The organism is Microcoleus sp. AT8-A3 (genome assembly GCF_036705675.1).
GTDB lineage: Bacteria > Cyanobacteriota > Cyanobacteriia > Cyanobacteriales > Microcoleaceae > Microcoleus.
Window position 1 is genome coordinate 14,314 of the sequence record NZ_JAUBVD010000064.1, and the last position, 19,040, is coordinate 33,353.

The window sequence follows — 19,040 nt, forward strand, 5'->3', positions numbered from 1 at the left end:
ATCGCCTATACCCTATCCTTACCTTTTGGCTTGGTGTTAATCAGTCTTTACCGTGTTTCTCAACGGGTTTATACTTGATGAGAGCCGTTACACCATTCGACATAACGATGGTTCAAACATATCTTTGCTTATGCTACGCATGGATTCTTACTCGACAGTTACCGGGTTCGGCTCCTAGTAGTTCTGCCTTTTATTCCCGCTTTAATCTATTAGTTGCTACCCAATAAACTAGGGAATATGCTTTCACCGCTGCATCTGCGGGGTAGGTTTCGCACCTACTTGTATAATCAGTTGTCAGAAGCCTTACTGGGTAAGACTTAAGCTAACCGTCCCCAGGGGTTTACTACCCTTTTAGGTTAAACGAATCGCACGTTGAAATTATCATAGAGAGGCAGCGAGGGAAACGCTTTTGTCTTAATCCGCTGCAAGACTGGTTTACAACTTTCCTCAGTATGGGCAAAGTGATGTTCTTTCACGTTCCCCTTTTTTGCTGTCAATCCGCCGCCACAGTAGAGACAAGTTAGCTGAGTTTTTCCGCGCACAACCTCATCAATGCTCGTCAGTTCGCCACTGCGAGCAACACCAAATTTAAGCCACATCGCCCTTCAATTCTCCTCAATGCAGGTTTGAAGATGCACCCGCTAGATGAAGAATTGTAACAATATTGCTTGTTTATAGCCTCTGCCTTGGGCGAGAACCAACCTCCAGGTGCTGCCGTGTGCGACTCTTTTGAAAGGTAAATTTTGGATAAAGGCAAGTCTTTTTTAGTCTAAATTAGTATTTATAACAACACTTTGAAAGAGTAAATGCTCGATCTACTCCCAGAGCAAGAGCCACAAACCTTGAAGCTGGCGTCACCGGTGCCGCTGGCGCTTCATCCCGCGTCGGTGTACCTTGACAGTTTGGGAAGCGATCGCTCGAAGGCAACGATGGGGGCGGCGCTGGACATCATGGCGAAGTTGCTGGCGGGCTCGGAGTGCGACCGGATGACTTTGAATTGGGCCGCTTTGCGCTACAAGCACACGGCAGCGCTGCGCTCGGCTCTGGAGAAACAGTACGCGCCAGCATCGGTCAATCAAATGCTATGCGCCCTACGGCGGGTGCTCAAGGAGGCTCTGCGGTTAGATTTAATCGACCCCCTGGATTACAGCAAGGCGGTAGACGTGAGAAGCGTCAAGCAATCGGGAAAACCAAGGGGGCGGGCGCTATCCCCGGATGAAATTGCAGCGCTGGTGCAAAGCTGCTCTGGCGAGAGTACCCTTGATGTTCGAGATGCAGCTTTGATCGCTATCTTGCGGGGGGGAGGCATCCGCCGCGCTGAAGCAGTCAGCCTTAATTTGGACGATTTCAACCGCTCTACGGGAGCATTGGAAATTCGATTCGGGAAAGGGAAGAAAAACAGGATGGTTTATCTCCCAGAGGCAGCGATGGCGTTGGTGGAACAGTGGCTCAAGTTGAGGGGAGAAGCACCAGGGCCGCTGCTTTTTCCCATCCGTAAGGGAGGAGAAATTCAATTTCGGCGGATGACTCCTGATGGTGTTTTGAAGATTTTGCAGCGACGGGCTTTCCTCGCTGGAGTGGATTCTTTCTCTCCCCATGATTTCCGCCGCACGTTTTGCTCAGACCTCCTCGATGCTGGAGTCGATATCGTGACAGTGCAGAAGTTGGCAGGTCACGCTTCCCCTGTGACGACCGCTAAGTACGATCGCCGGGGCGAAGAAACGAAGCGACGGGCCGTGCAGCACTTAGGGTTTTGATTTTGAGGATGGAGAGCTCTTCGCAGATTTTCTTGAGCAATGCTAGGCCGTGCCTTCTATTTTCATAATAAGCGCGATTGTGTCCACGTCTGAGAGTCTGGCATATTGACGGAGATACTGTATCGGTCGGGGGTATTTCTTAACGTGGTAGTCCAGCTCACGGAGGGCGGACGTAGAATATACAGCATCCGTCGCTTGGTTCAAGACGGGACTGGACAAAATTAGCCCGTTCCTTCGCTGAGCATTATACAGCGCGATCGCTGCATCGGCATCCGCATAAATGCAGGCGCAAGCCGAAGCATTATTGGCTGTCTGTAGCGATGAGGGAAAGGAGGTACAGGCGAGTGTGTGGAAAAACGCAGGGTGTCGGTTTTTCCAAGACTTTAGGGGCTAAGCTTTCATCGGGCGTTGCTGGATCGAGGTAGGATAAATGCGATCGCGCGAGGCGAATATTGCTGAATACGACTTGGGTTGAATTGGTTTTTATGAATTGCTCACCGCCTCAATCGTACCTAAATTCAGCAGCGCTAAAAGTTCTAGTTGCTCCACACTTCCACTAGGTTACTGTGATTTCCATCACTGGTAACACGGACGTGGCTTACCCAACACCTTCAGTATTATCACGGAAAAATAGCAGCACTATCACTTGCTCTTAAGGGAAACAAGGAGATGATTAAGGTGTCGAGTTCAAAGCAATCCCATGTCTCCACTCAACCTTCTCCCCGGCGCTATCAACGAATTAATCGCCACTGTCACCGATACTCACCGCCTCACTAAAGCTGACCGCTACGGCATGATGGCCGCCATTCTCGATGAGTCCATCAGCGAAGAAGAACGCGGCTCGCTCGATCGCCTGATTCGCTCCCTGGTCAAAGGTCGGATTCAAATCACTGATGAACTCTCCATCCTCTCGTAAGCAGAAAGCTCGTTGAGAACTCGACACTCTACAGCGGCTTTCCGTTGGGGAAGTTTAAACAAGTCACTGATACAACTCTCTAGAGATAGCTATTTGTATAGAACCCATTTGACATCTTTGAGGCTGCGAGTCGATCGCCCGTTGTCTGTCGATCGTCCGTTGTCTGTCGATCGCCCGTTGTCTGTCGATCGCCCGTTGTCTGTCGATCGTCCGTTGTCTGTCGATCGTCCGTTGTCTGTCGATCGCTCGGTGTCTGTGCATCGTCAAAATATCTCAAATGGGTTCAAAAGAACCGCTATTGACAGGATGCTCCTTTATACCTTGCCCTTTTTGTCAAATACAATTTATACCAAATTAGATGAGCTTACCATGCAGCTCTAAATTATTTCGGCTTAGACTAACTGCACTACTACAACGATGGGTAATCGCACTAAAGCCAAGTACGGTAATCACTACTTTATTCATGTAGGATACCTATAAGTTTTCAACGCTAAAATAATAGACAAGACTCATTTTATAGTATAAAACTACCAACTTAAAATGTAATATTATTTTCAATAATGCAAGTTTTATCACCTTCATGTTATTGAGCAATCACCTATAATACTAATCCTAAAAATTCTATTTAAATATAAGTATATTTATGAGTAAATTGGATATTCAACTCAACGGTTTCAAGGTAGCACTCTCTGCACAAACCTTCAAAGGATATGTGCAAAACCTACCGAATAGCCAGGAATTAAAAAGTTTTATAGAATTACTGGGAGATGAGTGGTTTTTTCACTGGCGAAAAGGTAAACTGTACGGTATTCCCAAGGTCACAAATCCCCAGAAGTCTTTTGGTCAACTGGAGGATTTGAGCTGTAAGGAACATTTACAACTTATAATCAGTAGGATAAGCTATTTACTACCAGATATTTTCTTAGAATATAATCCTTTAAAGCGCAAACCTTTTACTTTCCTTGCTCAAAAAAAAGAACTTATCCGTGAAGTTATTAGCGCTGTCAAAAATTTACCAGACATTATTTCTAGTTTCAAGGTCTTTCCAAAATACATTCTTGAAGCAAAAACTTTTGAGATTCAGAACGATGAATCTGGTATTGGATTATTTCTTCGTCTCAAAACTAATTGGCAAATTCATGCCTCCCTAAGCACACTTCAAAATGAGGGTGTTGAACTTCGGGATTTATATGTGGTTCGCCGTCAATGCGCTCCGGGTCAGCGACGCTTAGTTGGGCGGATAGATAGTCTTTCAACACAAATTGTTTATCTTTCTGAATCCTTTGACAAAATAGATTCTATTCATGAGGAAGAAGTTTGGCTAGAAGGTTCTAAAGCCTCGTTTAGTAGTTGTCTGAAAGCAATACTTGGCGATAAGTACAAAAATTTTGAATCGGCGCTTAATAACGAGCATAGTAAGCTATTGATTGGACCGGCAGTTGATGCAACTCTGACTGAAATGCATAGTTTTCTTACTAATAAAGCCCATAAGTTTCTTGCCAATAAAGCGACTTTGAACATCGCACCCGATCTACAAGCAACAATTGGCGCTCGCATTGAAGCTATAAATACGAAAGAATATCAGTCTGTAATTGCAGCATCATCAGTTGAGTATTGCTTTGATGCGGCACGGACTAAAAAATCGCTTTATCCTTGGGTTGGCATCGATCAATATGGACCATTCAGCCGTCAAACTTTTTCTAAAAAGACTCCAGAAATAATTGTCTTTTTCCCAGATACAGCACAAGGTGCAGTTGAAAATTTTCTCGTTAGCTTACGTGACGGTATTAGCATTAAGAAGAAAAAAATTGATGACGATAGAAATGTAGAGTGGCAAGAAACATCCCGGTACACTGGTGGATTGGCAAAAATATTTGGTCTTTTTAATCCGAAATTTACATTAGAACCCCTTCCGTGGTTGAAAAATACACACAATCCACCCGCCATTGTTTATAGGGAAACAATTGAAGGAACTTTAGCTAGTCGAGAGATTATGCCTGATGCCGCAATGGTGGTGCTTCTGGATAACCATACACGGCTACCAGATTCCGAGAATCCCTACCTCCACTCCAAATCACTTCTATTAATGGCAGGTATTCCCGTTCAAGAGGTTCGTTTAGCCACAATTAATCAATCGGAAAATGAGCTGCAATACACTTTACAAAATTTGACGGTTGCACTTTATGCCAAAATGAATGGTGTACCTTGGACTGTAGATCACGATCTGACTATTCATGATGAACTGGTTATTGGTGTTGGCACCTGCGAATTATCAGGTAGTAGATTTACGGAACGACAGCGATTTGTGGGAATTACCACAGTGTTTCGAGGGGATGGTAATTACCTTTTGGGGAATTTGTCTAAAGACTGTACTTATGATGAATATCCTAGTGTATTAAGGAATTCCACTCTCTCAATCTTGCAGGAAATAAAGAATCGCAACGGCTGGCAACCAAATGATACGGTAAGACTGGTATTTCACGCTGCGAGACCACTTAAAGATGTTGACGTTGCTAATATTATTGCTGAGTGTGTCGCTCAAGTTGGTAACGAACAAAATGTTGAATTCGCGTTTTTAACGATCTCCCACGACCACCCATTCACAATGCTCGATAAGTCTCAACAGGGTGTTAACGTAAAAGAAGGCGAACGCAAAGGTATTTATGCACCAGAACGAGGTACTATTCTGCAACTTGGGCGCTACACTCGCTTGCTAAGTACAAAGGGATCGAAGCTGATTAAGCGATCCAGCACACCTCTACCGACGCCGTTACTCATTAATCTTCATCCTCAATCGACTTACCGCGACCTGACCTATCTCAGCGAACAAGTGCTGAAGTTTACTTCGTTGTCTTGGAAATCATTGTTACCTGCATCCGATCCTGTAACTATCTATTACTCTGAGCTGATTGCGGGTTTACTCGCTCGCCTAAAGAATGTTCGGGGATGGTCGCCTGCAATGCTCAATATCAAACTTCGTGCAAGTAAATGGTTCCTATGATAGATGTAATTAGGAACTGTTTCAATTCTCAGTTAGAAAGCATTGCACAGTATTTACAGGCGAACTATCACAGTGAATCACCAGAAAGCGGTTTTGCTAACTATGTTTTTTATCAAACAAACAGTCATATTTCCTTTGAAGTAGCCAATGATATAGACAGAACAAAACTATCACCCAATCGCTTTAGTGAAGCACCTGTTCTGGCAGCCGTAGGCTATAGTCTTGCCTGTGGCAAACAATTTAGTGAAGATTTTCTCGAAAGCTGGGCAAAGGGATTAACTAGATTATCTGGTCGGAATCATTTTCCCGCAGATCGGACATCGTTTTTCTATCGTCCTACAGAATTGCTTGGTATTACTTTAGGCATTAGCCACTACTACCAAAGTCAGCCCGATCATTCAAAATGGTTGCAAGATATCCTCACCGAAGGAGAACAACGATTAATCAATAGCGATATTTGGACATTTTTGCTCAGTGCTTATACTGCAAGCATCCTCTCAGTGACTTGGAGAGCAAGAAGTTGGCCTTTAGTCAATGAGATGGCTGTTGATGAACTTGCCTTAGCCAAATGGCTTTGTAGTATAGAACCTACTCTTGCCAAAACTCTCGGATTAGCTCAATTAGAACTATCGCTCGATAAAGCCTTATTGGAACACTGTATTGAATTTTCTGACTCCTTACAGGATAGCGCACGAGCAGCTCTCCTCTTCTTTGCCCTAAAAAGAACGCTCGCTCAAACTTTTCAGTTAATATGGAATGAGTGTGAACAAATCCGTGATAATCCCCAGAAATCTGTAGAATGGCTCCAGGCTACCTGCGACAATATTCATACAGTCACTCAGCACCTGCAAGCTCAACTTGCTAGGCAATCTGATATTGGAGCATCTAATAAACACAATATGCAGATGCTTTTACAAGCTTTGTCTATATTGCGTTCTGATACTAACATTCTAGAAGTAGAAATTCATAAACAAATCCGGAGAGACTCTAGCTTATACATAGGTAATAATAATAAAGGTACTATAATCACAGGAAGCAATGTTACTATGACTCACAATCAAAATGAATCTATGACTAACGAAACAACAATCAATGCTCCAAATTCAAGTATTGGTTTTGTTCAAAGCGGCAGCGGTAGTGTTTCCAATTTCTCCCAAAATATTGGACAGAATGTTGATGAAATTACTAGGCTAATCAATTCTCTCCGCGATATGGCTCAAGAATTCCCCGAAGCCAAACGTGAAGAAGCATTGGTTCATCTGGATGACTTGCAAGAGGACATCAATACTCCTGACAAGCGAAAACCCCAGAGAATTAAAACCCGCTTAGTTGCCCTGCTGACATTTGCTACGATGAGTGCTGGAGTTTTAGCTGGAGCGGCTGACTTTAGCAATAATGTTCTGGAACTTTCTGAGAAACTAGGAGTTTCAATCGAGTTAAGTCACCCACAGTCAACCCGGCAATTACCTCCATCAGTACCCTAATCAGCCAAGCTATCACTCTACTTGTAGGAGACCGCAATCATAATCACTCAAAACCGCAATCAGGATTTTTTTCGAGACCACATTAAATGCAACTGAATTAAAACTTCAGACCAGATTAAATGAAGCACAGACCAGATTAAATGCGACCAGACCGCAATCATCCAACCGAGACCACATTAAATGCAACGCCGCCGGCTATGTCTGTGAAAACTTTTTCACAGCCGGCCGAGAGCAGAGCGTCTCACTGTAAGTCAAGGTTTTGGTCGAGGGTTGAAACCCTTGCGTAGCCAACGAGCATATACTCGTGCCTCTGTTTTCAGGGCGAAGTGTAAGGGAATGTTACATAACTAACTATCGGTCTACGTTTTTGAGACACAAATTTTGAGATAAGTTTTACAACAGTTTTTGGTGGCGCTAAGCCTGTTTCTGGTTGGTTGGAGTGGGTGTTGCAAAAACGGTCGTTTTTGCAACAGTTTCTGAGGGGAAAGTTAGATCAAGTCGTAATGTTGGATTTGTGAAGGGTGAGGCAATTATTAAGGAGCCTCAGCTTTGACTCTCTCGCGTTGCTTTCAGTTGGTTGCATTTAATCTGGTCTCGTTTACATGATTGTGGTCTGGTCGCATTTAATTTGGTCTGAGTAGCGTTTAATTTGGTCTGAAGTTTTGGTTCAGTTTCATTTAATGTGGTCTGGTAAAAATCCTGATTGCGGTCTTGAGTGATTATGATTGCGGTCTCCTACAAATAGGTAGGGGTGTTCGGGATGTTTGTAGGTTTCTAACAGCAGCCCCAACTCTTGAATGAGCGGGATAGTGCGGGTGCCGAGCTTGCCTTTGGTGTTGCCTTTACGGATGATCATTTCGGAGCGGATGACGCCCGCCGGGGTGAAAACATCGATGACTTTCAAGCTGCACGCTTCGGCAATGCGACAAGCGGTGTACAGACAAACTCCAAAGAGGGCGCGGTCGCGATCGCTCTGCAAACCTTCGTTAAATAAAAGTTCGATTTCCTCTTGGGTAAGTATCTTGGCTTGTCCGTGTCCCTCTATTTTCATCTTGGTGTAGACCCGACCCGATACCAGAAAGTTTGCCGCAAATACTGCATTGCTGCATCCGTCGGGGGTATTTCTTAATGCGGCGGTTGAGGCAAGGCGAGGCTGAGAAAAGGGCAGAACTCAGCACTCTCCAGCGGGGGCGATCGCAGTCTGGTTCGTTGATATTGTTGGTATTGATGCAAGCGCTGCGCGATCGGTGAAGCAAAACCGCCATCGAGCATAACCTCACTGGTACTATTCACCAATCGGCAATTTTTGCGATTGAATTCGGAACAGCAGAGTACCAGAATTGATAAAAATTACTCAGCAAGTTGCCTGCTAAAATAATGAAGTACATTTATATCCAAGCTTTTCCAAATTTTTCCAATTCATCAACTCAATAGTCTCCAACTCAGTAACACTCAACTCATCTTGCCAAGCATTAATTCTGTCACTCCCAACCGGCTCTAAAGTATTGGGATGCCACACCATCTGACTCGGCGGAACTAAACCTGACTCGGCATTTTTGTGATAAAATTCCAGCATTGATTCCTGAAAATCTACTCCAACCCACTTGCAGATTTTAGCTAACTGTGCTGATGGCTCCCTTACCAAATCTTCGTAAGAAACTAAATAAAATTGCTCCCATTTTTGATGGTATTTTTCAATTATTTTAACAACTTGATTCCATTGGTGCGTCAGTCCCGCTACCGTTTTTATCCCCGGCCACACTTCCCCCCTTTCTTGCTCTTTTGCTACTAATTTTTTGATAGAACTGTAACAAGCCCGAAAATCTCGCACAATCAAAATCACCTTAACACTTGGAAAATATCTCCTGATTTTTCCTAATTGATAAATGTGAAAAGGATTTTTGTCTCCCCAAATCGAAGCTGTCGGGTCAAACTGCTGGCGGTAAGTTTGATAAACTGTAAAAACTGCTTGAGCGTAACTCAATTGCTTGTTATTTGTCAAGTTATCTAATAAAAGCTGTGGGTCAATATTCCACTCCCAAAACCTGTGAAAATTGTTGTTGTAAAGGTCATTTAAAAAATCTTCAATTTGAGGCAGCAAGTCGTTGACAGCACCGTATTTTGACTCTAGGGCAACAAAGAACAGACTTTCAGGGGGAATGCAGATATCTGGATGCGCTGTTAGCATTAAACGCAGGAGAGTTGTCCCCGAACGTTCGGCTCCTATTACAAAAATCGGACTTGATACGGTCGATTTGTTGCTGGGTGAATTAGCCTTAGCGCCTAAAAAAATATTTGACTGGCTGTTGGGTGAATTAGCATCCGCGCTCGAAAACTTGCTCCTATCTATTTTATCATTAACTTGCTTCGGGCGCAAGCGAAATTGACCGACAAGTTCTACTCCCAACTCCAATTTGTCAGCAAGTCCGCGACGTTGAAGCGCCTGTTCGACAGCGGTGCGGCATAATAATATTTGCTCTGCCCGATGCTGGCGAGAAACGGTTTGCTGGTGGATGCGGTAATAATAAAGCGGTTTGTTGATTTTTCTAATTTCTGTAACTTCACTCAGCCGCAGGCACAATTCGTAATCGACAGCACTGGCAAATTTTGGGTCAACACCGCCACAATTATTGTAAGCTGAACGGCGGATTAAGCGAAAGTGAAAGACGATGGGATCTACTAACAGTTGCTCTGGCGAATAGGGGATTTGGCAGAGAGGGCCTTCGCCGCCAACGCAGTCGTTTTCGTCGATGAGTAAATAGTTGGTATAAACAACTCCTACTTGAGGATTTGCATCTAAAATAGGAACTGTTTCTGCTAGTGCTTTGGGGGCGAGCAAATCGTCGCTATCCACGCAGCCGAAGTAAGGAAATGTGGCTTCTCTAATGGCGGCCATTAGGGAATAGCCCGAACCTCGGTGTTCGGCGGCGAGGGCTTTGATTCTGGGGTCAAGTTTGGCGTAGTTGCGGGCTATATTGAGAGAGTTATCTGTGGAACCGTCGTCCCAAATTAAAAGTTCAAAGTTAGGGTAAGTTTGGGCGAGAACGCTTTCTATGGCAGCTTTGAGGTAGCGTTCTCGGTTGTAGACTGTCATGACAATGGAGATGGGAGTCATAAATAGAAGGAAGAAGGAAGTTCGGCAACGGATGAGTGTAACAGATGTTAGAAAGAAGGAAGAATACCTATATCGTAAGCTTTTCAGTGATTCAGAGGTCGGTTTAATTAAGTGGACTTACTTACCTGCTAAAATAATGAAGTGCATTTATACCCCAGCCTTTCCAAATTTTTTCTATTCATTAACTCAATAGTTTCCACCTCAGCCAAACTCAACTCATTTTGCCAAGCATTAATTCTCTTAATATCAATTGACTTGAAAGTATTTGGATTCAACACAACTTGGCTTGGAAGAACTAAACCTAACTCGGCATTTTTTTGATAAAATTCCAGCATCGAGTCCTGAAAATCTACCCCTAACCATTTACAGATTTTCGTTAACTGCACTGAGGGTTCCCTCACCAAATCTTCATAATAAACTAAATAGAATTGTTCCCATTTTTGATGGTATTTGCCGATAAGCTTAACAACTTGGTTCCACTGGTACATCATTCCCTCTAATGTTTTAGGTCCCGACCACACCTCTTTCATTTCTCGCTCTTTTGCCACTATCTTTTTTACAGAACTGTAACAAGCCCGAAAATCTCTGACAATTAAAATCACCTTAGATGCAGGAAAATACCGCCGGATTTTTTCTAAGTGATGAATGTGGCAAGGATTCTTGTCTCCCCAAATCGAAGCTGTCGAGTCAAACTGTTGGCGGTAAGTTTGATAAACTGTTTCCACTGCCAGGGGGTAGCTTAATTCCTGGTAACTTTTTAAGTTATTTAATAAAAATTTTCGGTCTACATTCCACTCGCAAAACTTAGGAAATTTTTCATTGTAAAGGTCGTTTAAAAACTCTTCAATTTGAGGTAACAAGTTGCTGACATTGCCGTATTTCGGCTCTAGTGCAACAAAGAAAAGACTTTCGGGGGGAATGCAGATATCTGGATGCGCTGTTAGCATTAAACGCAGGAGAGTTGTCCCCGAACGTGGGGCTCCTATTACAAAAATCGGATTTGAGGCGGTCGATTTGCTGCAGCATATTTCTTTTTGCTTGCGTTTGTACAGAAAAAATCGACTGACGATATCTACTTCTAGCTCAAATCTTTCGCTCAATCCTCGCCTGTGAAGCGCTTGGGAAATTGCTGACTGAGATTCAATAATTTGGTCTAGTTGCTGTTCGACTGTATGCGCGGAATGCTGGCGGTAGTAGTAAAGGGGTTTGTTGAGGTGATAGAATTGGGTAATTTCTGAAAGTCGCAGGCAAAAATCGTAATCTTCGGCGCGGTTGAATTCGGAGTTGATGCCGCCTATCCTATCGTATAATTGGTGGCGAAACAGGCGGAAGTGGAAGGTCATAAAGTCTACTAACAGTCTATCTGGAGAGTAGGGTATTTGGCTGCGGTGCCCTAGTCCTTTTACTTGAGTTTTTTCATCGATCGTTAGACAATCGGTGTAGACTATTCCGATTTCTGGTTGTGCGTCTAATACGGCTGCGGTTTCTTCGAGGGCGGTGGGTGCGAGCAAGTCGTCGCTGTCTACCCAACCTATGTATGTTCCTTTGCACAGTGTATGAGCCGCTTTGAGGGCTATTCCTCGGCCTTGGTGGGGAGCGGCTGTTACTTGAATTCGCGCGTCTTGCTTTGCGTATTTGCGGGCGATGGTGAGACTGGAGTCGGTGGAACCGTCGTCCCAAATTATGAGTTCAAAGTTGGGGTAGGTTTGGGCGAGAATGCTTTCTATGGCGGCGCTGAGGTATTGTTCTCGGTTGTAGGTGGTGGTAATGATGGAGATTAAGGAGGTCATTGGGAAATAACAAGCGATCGCAATTTGACCGAACAAAAGTAAAATACTTTGATATTTTTATGCAGAGGTTTGAATCCAGATTTTATGGTTAAGTAAATGTTAGCAGACATTGAGATAAATTGACACATCTCTTAAATTTATCAATTAAGTAAAACAGTTAAAGTCTAGTCAAAGGAAGGGTCTGTATACCATTTTCTCATGTTTTCGTACCATTTCATTACTTGCTCGTGTTCCTCAATTAACTCAGGGCTGGCTCCTGCTTTTTGGTAATCTAGGTACGAATCATTGTGCTGAAATTCACAACTAACGTGATAGCCTTGCGGTAAAGTCTTCCAATAAGTTGCTTCCCAGGGTTCGAGGACATTCCATTTTTCGGTTCCTGGGATGTGTCGCTCCTTAAAAATCAAGTGGTCTAAACTCAACAATTGCTCTATAATTTCTCTCTGGGTACTGAGAATTCCATATTCATAATAAGGGAACGCCCCACGAAAATTCACAATAAAAAACTTATTCCAATCAGGATGAGCCATTGCTTCCCATCTAGCACCACCTTGAGGAGTTAAATAGTAGCTTGCTACAAGTCTTCCAATTAAGTGGTCTTGAATTCCTGCCCTTGTTAAGACAACATCGGAAGCTGGCTCGGTGTCGTATTCATCGTCAAACACCATTGCTTTAATGTCACCTCTCTGAAACAAGGAATCTGCAGCAAGCACTACTTCAGCCTGAGATAGATGCTCTGAGTGTGCAAAACTGATTAGTGCCTCCCATTTGCATATTACAAACTTAAGCATCAAGTATTCGATTTTGAGATTCGGACTTTTTGCTAATGCTGTGGAATAGTTAAGTTCGGCTTCACACTGCTTAAAGTAGTTTGTATACCATATTCTAGTGCTAGAATACCAGTTGTTTGCTTGTTTTTCTCGTTCAATTAACTTAGGATCGCGCTTAGCAGATTCATCAAATTCAACGCTTCTACTTTCATACCGAACTTCGTAACCAATAGGAAGTGTTTTCCAATAAGTAGCTTGCCAAGGAGTCAATATTTCCCATGATTCAGTGCCAGGGATAATATAGGCACGGGTATTTCCATGATCTATTAAATGGTATAAGGCTAAATATGCTTCTAATAATTTACGATCGGCGCAGCCAAGGAAACCATTATATCCTGTCCAATACAAATCCCAATTAGGTTGAGAAAACGACTCCCATCTTTCTCCTCCTTGAGTCGTCAAGAAATAGCCCAAATTTATTTTTTGATGAATAGCCGACTCAATTTCTGATTTGGAAGGTATAAAACCTCTATTGAGAAAGTCTTCTAATTTATACAAAGGTGTATCGGAGGAAGTAATTGCTAGCAAGTCTCCTTTTTGAAAGAGATCATGCAATACATCAGTAATTTCGGCTACTGTGAGATTGAGGGGTGCGCGATTGATGGCCAGGTCTCCGTATCGCTCATCAGGAACAATCCAACTGAAACCAATCACTTCCTCAACAGCAGTATCTAGAAACCAATACTCTAATTTGTTCATCTTCCTTTGTTGTAGTATTTAGTCGGTGGGTCATATTTATCTTTGATGTTCAGAATAGCAAATCGGCTTACTAAGTCGGGAGGATTTCCTTCTTTACAACATGTACATTCAGCTATAGAGCCAGCACTTTTCTTTGGGAAAAGGTCTTTGATGTAAACGTTGTAATGATTAGCACCTGTAGGATTTTTACATTTAAATTTATCCCCTGGGTCGCCTTTTCCCCCTTGAGGCTCAAGCTCTCTAAAATCTTTGATCAGAGGATGATTTCCCCTAAAGTTCTGCATAGCTTTAACAGCAGATTTAATAGTTGTATCTTTATACCCTTCAAAAGGCAAATCATTTGTCACCAAATCACTACACTTATCATATGAGCTGAATGGGGGATCGTCACAGGTTGGACAATTGCTACCTTTCTTTTTGGGTGTTCTAGTTGGAGAGGCTGACTTTGGTGCTGACGCAGGGGCTGGCGCAGGGGTTGGTGAAGGATAAGGCTTTGGTCGATTAAGCGATGGAGTAGGCTGAGTTTGTCCATGAGGGCGAATCAACCCTCTCCGCAGTCTTTCCTCAAACAGTCGATCGTCCTGACCCGCAGGCAAAGGATTCAACAATCCACCACCACCAGGAGGCGCAAGTAATATACCCGCACCACCCAAACCAGGTATACGTCTCAAAAATGGAATCAAACCTCCCCCAGGTGGTGCAGCCACAGGCGGTGCAGCCACAGGTGGTGCTGTAGGTATCAACTCTCCTGTTGGGTCTGTATAATTAGTCGAACTATTCCCCACATACCGATACAAATTAGCATCCCCACCCGCAAACCCGATCGTATCCTCACTAATAAACCTCCCCACCTGCGGGTCATAATACCTCGAATTGTAATAATAATTCCCCGTCTCAGAATCCAACTCCCGCCCCGTAAAACCAAAACGGAAACCCACACTCGGATTAGTTTGACTCCTTACTTTCCCAAAACTATCATAACCAATCCGATTCTGAATCGCCCCATTACTATCAACCAAATCCCGCACAGTACCCAAATTATCCGTCAGTGGCCACAACACGCTACCGCCAGCACTTTCATCCGCCAAAATTTCGTCAGTTTGCACCCCGTGCAAATAGCGGTGCGTTTGATTTCCACCACCATCAAAAGTCAAAGCAATATGCTGCCCGTCATACACCAAACGCTCAACTTGAGGCGCTGCACTACCAGCACCATCCGCATCAACTTCCCTAACAATGCGGCGATTCAAACCATCATAACTATACTGAGCCGACTTAATTACAGAACCGCCACTATTCTTACCAACAACTTGAGTCAACCGATTCCGATAATCCCAACTGTACTCAGTCACCTCACCCGTCACAATATCAGTTCGCTTCCTGAGATTTCCCTCACCATCGTACTCGTAATTGTAAACACCATCAGAATTCAACTGATTGTTACTTCCCCTCTGATATCCAGAATTAGTTCGATTGCCATTATCATCGTAACTGTAATTCTCATCACTCTGAGTGGTGTAATCTGCCCCTGTCAATTGGTCGAGTTTATCGTAACTGTAACTGGTGCTACCCGAAGGCGAATTAAATCCAGTCACTCGATTGGCAAAATCGTAAGTCCAAGCATAATTAGCTAACGCCACATTCCCCTTACCGTGACTCAAGCGAGTTAAACGACCAACACTGTCATAAACATACTCGCTTTTAGCCACCAAATTCGTGCCATTCAAATCGCTGTAACGAATAACATCCTTAGTTTTACCCGCAGCATCATAACTCATATCCACCCGCTTGGAACTTACTCCATTGCCGCTTTGAGTAATTCGAGTCACCCGGTTCCCATCATCGTAAGTAAAGGATTTGGTGCCGCGCAATTGACCGTTAATTGTATCCGTCACGGAAAGCGGATTGTTAACCTTATTGTAGGTGTACTTCAACAGCACATTTGGTATGTTGGGAGTTCCCGCATTATCGACAGTTTCCAAATTGCCAGCCAAATCGTAAGTCAAAGTGTAAGTTGCATCGGGGTCGCTAATAGTTTTAAGCTGACCTGCTGCATCGTAACTTGAAGCAATCGTGCGAATCGGAGTATTAGCTGAATTGAGCCATTGTTCTTCGGTTGGGCGGTTGAGTTTATCGTAAACAAACTTGCGAGTGCGGTTGTTGCCATCTTTGGCAGTTATCAAATTACTTGCGGTATCGTAAGTGTAGCTGCGAGTGCGGTTTAGAGGTAGATTGGTTTCTGTTTTCAGGCGATTTAATTCATCGTAAGCGTAAGTTGTTTTGTTGTTTGCAGGGTCGGTAATAGAAGCAATATTGCCGACATTATCGTAAGTGGTAGTTGTGACTTTGTTGAGGGCATCAGTGACAGTTGTTTGACGGTTTAAAGCATCGTAACCGTAGCGAGTGGTGTTGCCCAAACCATCAGTGACGGCACTCACGTTGCCGTTGGCATCGTATTCTGTAGTAACCGTGTTGCCTAGCGGGTCGGTAACAGCAGTAACTCGGTCTTTTTTATCGTAAACGTAGGCAGTTTCCTCTCCCAATTCGTTGGTAAATCTGAGGAGATTGCTGTTAGCGTCGTAGGTGGATTTTGTGGTAGAAGTTAGGGGATTTTTAGTGCCGATTTGGCGGTTGAGATTGTCGAAGGTGTATTCGGTGGAGTGGTTGAGAGCGTCGGTGATTTTGGTGCGATTGCCTGCTTTGTCGTAAGTGTACGTAGTGGTGTTTAGCCGGGGGTCGGTGACAGTTTTTTGGCGGTTTAAAGGGTCGTAGGTAAAGGATGTTTTGCGCAGGAGAGGGTCGGTAACTGATAAGACATTGCCGACTTTATCGTATTCAGTGGTGGTACTCCCCGATGGAGTTAAAGCATCAATGACGCGGGTTTGTCGGTTTCTGGCATCGTAAACATATTGAGTCTTGTTATTGTTCCCGTCAATTTCTGCAGTAACGTTGCCAACCTTATCGTACTCGGTTTTGCTGGTGCTGGCGATCGCAGTCGTTGCCCCTTCAGTCACATCGGTTCTTCTTCCCAAGTCGTCGTACTTGTATTCAGTGCGGCTATTATTCGCATCAACTTGAGCCACCATTTGATTAGCAACATCGTACTCAAATCGAGTAATTTTATCACTAGGGTCAACCTCCCGAATTAACCGACCCCGTGCATCATAAACCTTATTTGTCCGATTCGCCTTAGCATCAAAACTCGCCGTCTGATTGTTATCCGAATCGTACCGCATCTTTTCCTTAGAACCGTCAGGATTAACCGTCTCAACCAACCGATTCCGACTGTCATACCGATACTCAGTTCTCCGACCCAACGGGTCAAGCATTAATACCTGATTCCCATTTTTATCGTACTCGTAACTGGTTACAGGAGAGGTGAGCGGCCCGCTGCCATCCGGGTCAGGAGCCTTAACCTTAACCAACTGATTCATGATATTATACTCAGACTCAGTACGGTTCCCATTCTCATCAATTGTTGCCGTCTGATTTCCCGCACCGTCGTACTCAAACTGCTGGGTTGCTTCCTCGATAGTTCCTTTAGCAAAAATCGTCTTTTTCAACTGATTCATCGCATCGTATTCGTACTCAGTGCGGATGCCATTTTCATCAATTACCGCCTTTTGATTGCCCGCAGCATCGTATTCAAATTGCTGCACCGCTTCGTCAACTGTTCCTTTGGCAAAAGTAATCTTAACCAACTGGTCTTTATCGTTATAATCGTAATCTGTCACCCGTCCGTTGGGGTCATTTTCAGTGTCTATGAGGTTTTTGTTAGTGTAGGTATAGCTAGTAACAACATCATCGCTGCCGCCAACAGCGCCTACTACATTTGTCACTTTCGTTCTGTTGCCAGTAAGCGGGTCAATTTCGTAAAGAGTTTGGCGGCCTAATTCATCAGTTTCGCTGGTTACTTGATTGAAAACAGGGTCGTAAGTATAACTCCGCTTGCCAGTACCACCTCCCCCACCAGCTTGCACATTATTGTTTAAACGAACATCAACTCCACCACTAGCGAAGATTAAATCCAAATCGCTATCAAGATCGATATCTGCTAATGCCACAGCCTGATCGGATGCATAAGAGGAATAATTATCATCACTTGGATTTGCAAAAGTACCGTTACCATTGTTTAAAAATACACTTTCTAAACCATAACCCTGACCGGAAATAACTGCATCCAAATCTCCATCTCCATCCACATCCCCTACTGCTACGGACAAAGGATTATGAAAATTTCCCGTTATTGACTGAATTGAGTAATTAGTTGCCACACCAAAACTACCGTCGCCATTGCTCAATAATACAGATACGTCATTGTTTAAAGATGCAGAAACGTTCGAGTCACGTTTGTTTGCAGTAATGATGTCATTATTGCCATCCCCATTCAAATCTCCCACAGCTACAGATACAGCCCCAACATTCACGGAGTAATTACTTTGGGCAGCAAAAGTACCGCTGCCATTTCCCAATAATACTGACACCCTACCGCTAGCAGGATTAGTGCCGCTAGAAGGGCTGGCAGCAATGATGTCTAGATTTCCATCTTTATTTAGATCGTTCAAAGTTACAAACTCAGGCGACGAATTCAGTGCGATATTCGTGCTGGGGGCAAAAGTACCATTGCCATTCCCCAACAGCACGGACAAGCTATTGGTGCTAGAATTATTAGCAGTAACGACATCATTTTGGCCATCTTTATTTACGTCTCCCACAGCTACGGATAAAGCACCAGAAGCTACCGGATAATTATTAGCTTGAGGGGTAAAATTGCCCGAACCGTCGCCCAACAATACTGACACCCTACCTGCATTAGGAGTAGTACCACCAAAAGAACTGACAGTAATGATATCTAAATTGAGATCGCCATTCAAATCCCCTAAAGCTATGGAGTTTGGGCTGTCGCTTACAGTGTAATTTTGGACGCCAAAAGTGCCATCGCCGTTACCCAACAACACTGATACACTGTTGCCATAACCAGCAGTAACAATATCAACAGTGCTGTTATCGTTGACATCTCCTACTGCAATAGCCCTAGCATTCGCGTTTATATAATTTCTCGGCCCAAACAACTGATCTTCGTTGTTATTTGGGGGTGTTTGAGGCGTACCGGAAAGGGAATCAGAAATGCTTTTCACATTTCCTTTAGCATCGTACTCGTAAGATGTAGTATTGCCCCGCGCGTCGGTTCTTTTCGTCACCAACAAATTCTGATTTCGCTCAAAGCTAGGTTTATTTCCCCCTCCATCTACCGCTGAAACAACTTGCCCAGTTTGGTCTAGAACCTGAGTAACTACCCCACCGCTACCATCAGCATAACTCGCTTCTACTGCACCTAAAGGTTTAGCTACAGGCGCGTTCAAAGGATTAATTGTATCCTCCTTCCGATAAAGTCCTTGTACCTGTACTGGTGCCACCTGCAACTGCGAACCGTCTTTACGAATTCCT

12 protein-coding genes are annotated in these 19,040 nt (G+C 43.9%); 4 read left to right on the forward strand and 8 right to left on the reverse strand.

What is annotated here, in order from left to right:
* Window positions 1-356 precede the first annotated feature (356 nt).
* Window positions 357-599 (reverse strand): competence protein CoiA family protein, encoded by a 243-nt coding sequence (locus tag QUB51_RS25700; protein ID WP_333058600.1) that lies wholly within the window; start codon window positions 597-599, stop codon window positions 357-359.
* A gap of 207 nt (window positions 600-806) precedes the next feature.
* On the opposite strand from QUB51_RS25700, the gene QUB51_RS25705 reads away from it, so the two are divergent.
* The gene (locus tag QUB51_RS25705) at window positions 807-1,757 is read left to right on the forward strand and encodes a tyrosine-type recombinase/integrase (RefSeq protein WP_333058602.1); all 951 of its coding nucleotides are present in this window, start codon (window positions 807-809) and stop codon (window positions 1,755-1,757) included.
* 700 nt (window positions 1,758-2,457) lie between these two features.
* Window positions 2,458-2,673 (forward strand): hypothetical protein, encoded by a 216-nt coding sequence (locus tag QUB51_RS25710; RefSeq protein ID WP_333058603.1) that lies wholly within the window; start codon window positions 2,458-2,460, stop codon window positions 2,671-2,673.
* A 63-nt stretch (window positions 2,674-2,736) separates the two neighbouring features.
* Here the strand turns inward: QUB51_RS25710 and QUB51_RS25715 are convergent, their stop codons facing one another.
* Window positions 2,737-2,934 carry a hypothetical protein gene (locus QUB51_RS25715; protein WP_333058605.1) on the reverse strand — a complete coding sequence of 66 codons (198 nt, stop codon included), beginning with the start codon at window positions 2,932-2,934 and terminating at the stop codon, window positions 2,737-2,739.
* Window positions 2,935-3,316: 382 nt separating this feature from the next.
* Here QUB51_RS25715 and QUB51_RS25720 point away from each other — a divergent pair, with 382 nt between their 5' ends.
* Window positions 3,317-5,674, forward strand: coding sequence for a Piwi domain-containing protein (locus QUB51_RS25720; protein ID WP_333263824.1), 2,358 nt, complete (start codon window positions 3,317-3,319; stop codon window positions 5,672-5,674).
* Window positions 5,671-7,158, forward strand: a complete 1,488-nt coding sequence (locus tag QUB51_RS25725) for a hypothetical protein (RefSeq protein WP_333263827.1) — start codon at window positions 5,671-5,673, stop codon at window positions 7,156-7,158. The genes QUB51_RS25720 and QUB51_RS25725 overlap by 4 nt, the downstream gene beginning before the upstream one ends.
* A 673-nt stretch (window positions 7,159-7,831) precedes the next feature.
* Here QUB51_RS25725 and QUB51_RS25730 read toward each other — a convergent pair.
* From QUB51_RS25730 to QUB51_RS25755, 6 genes are all read right to left on the reverse strand, one after another.
* The gene (locus tag QUB51_RS25730; RefSeq protein WP_333058083.1) at window positions 7,832-8,209 is read right to left on the reverse strand and encodes a site-specific integrase; all 378 of its coding nucleotides are present in this window, start codon (window positions 8,207-8,209) and stop codon (window positions 7,832-7,834) included.
* A 74-nt stretch (window positions 8,210-8,283) separates the two neighbouring features.
* Entirely contained in the window at window positions 8,284-8,451 is a 168-nt protein-coding gene (locus tag QUB51_RS25735) for a hypothetical protein (RefSeq protein WP_333212061.1), read from the reverse strand.
* A 76-nt stretch (window positions 8,452-8,527) separates the two neighbouring features.
* Window positions 8,528-10,273 carry a sulfotransferase gene (locus QUB51_RS25740; protein WP_333058085.1) on the reverse strand — a complete coding sequence of 582 codons (1,746 nt, stop codon included), beginning with the start codon at window positions 10,271-10,273 and terminating at the stop codon, window positions 8,528-8,530.
* A gap of 128 nt (window positions 10,274-10,401) precedes the next feature.
* Window positions 10,402-12,063 carry a sulfotransferase gene (locus QUB51_RS25745; RefSeq protein ID WP_333058086.1) on the reverse strand — a complete coding sequence of 554 codons (1,662 nt, stop codon included), beginning with the start codon at window positions 12,061-12,063 and terminating at the stop codon, window positions 10,402-10,404.
* A gap of 164 nt (window positions 12,064-12,227) precedes the next feature.
* Window positions 12,228-13,592, reverse strand: a complete 1,365-nt coding sequence (locus QUB51_RS25750) for a hypothetical protein (RefSeq protein WP_333058087.1) — start codon at window positions 13,590-13,592, stop codon at window positions 12,228-12,230.
* A complete protein-coding gene (locus QUB51_RS25755; protein WP_333263830.1) occupies window positions 13,589-19,009 on the reverse strand; it encodes an FG-GAP-like repeat-containing protein in 5,421 nt (1,806 codons plus the stop codon). Before QUB51_RS25755 ends, QUB51_RS25750 begins: the two co-directional genes overlap by 4 nt.
* Window positions 19,010-19,040: the final 31 nt, after the last annotated feature.

Coding starts and splice junctions, on each gene's coding strand:
- QUB51_RS25705 (WP_333058602.1), top strand. CDS start 807: ATGCTCGATCTACTCCCAGAGCAAGAGCCACAAACCTTGAAGCTGGCG.
- QUB51_RS25710 (WP_333058603.1), top strand. CDS start 2,458: ATGTCTCCACTCAACCTTCTCCCCGGCGCTATCAACGAATTAATCGCC.
- QUB51_RS25700 (WP_333058600.1), bottom strand. CDS start 599: ATGTGGCTTAAATTTGGTGTTGCTCGCAGTGGCGAACTGACGAGCATT.
- QUB51_RS25725 (WP_333263827.1), top strand. CDS start 5,671: ATGATAGATGTAATTAGGAACTGTTTCAATTCTCAGTTAGAAAGCATT.
- QUB51_RS25745 (WP_333058086.1), bottom strand. CDS start 12,063: ATGACCTCCTTAATCTCCATCATTACCACCACCTACAACCGAGAACAA.
- QUB51_RS25715 (WP_333058605.1), bottom strand. CDS start 2,934: ATGCACAGACACCGAGCGATCGACAGACAACGGACGATCGACAGACAA.
- QUB51_RS25720 (WP_333263824.1), top strand. CDS start 3,317: ATGAGTAAATTGGATATTCAACTCAACGGTTTCAAGGTAGCACTCTCT.
- QUB51_RS25740 (WP_333058085.1), bottom strand. CDS start 10,273: ATGACTCCCATCTCCATTGTCATGACAGTCTACAACCGAGAACGCTAC.
- QUB51_RS25730 (WP_333058083.1), bottom strand. CDS start 8,209: ATGAAAATAGAGGGACACGGACAAGCCAAGATACTTACCCAAGAGGAA.
- QUB51_RS25750 (WP_333058087.1), bottom strand. CDS start 13,592: ATGAACAAATTAGAGTATTGGTTTCTAGATACTGCTGTTGAGGAAGTG.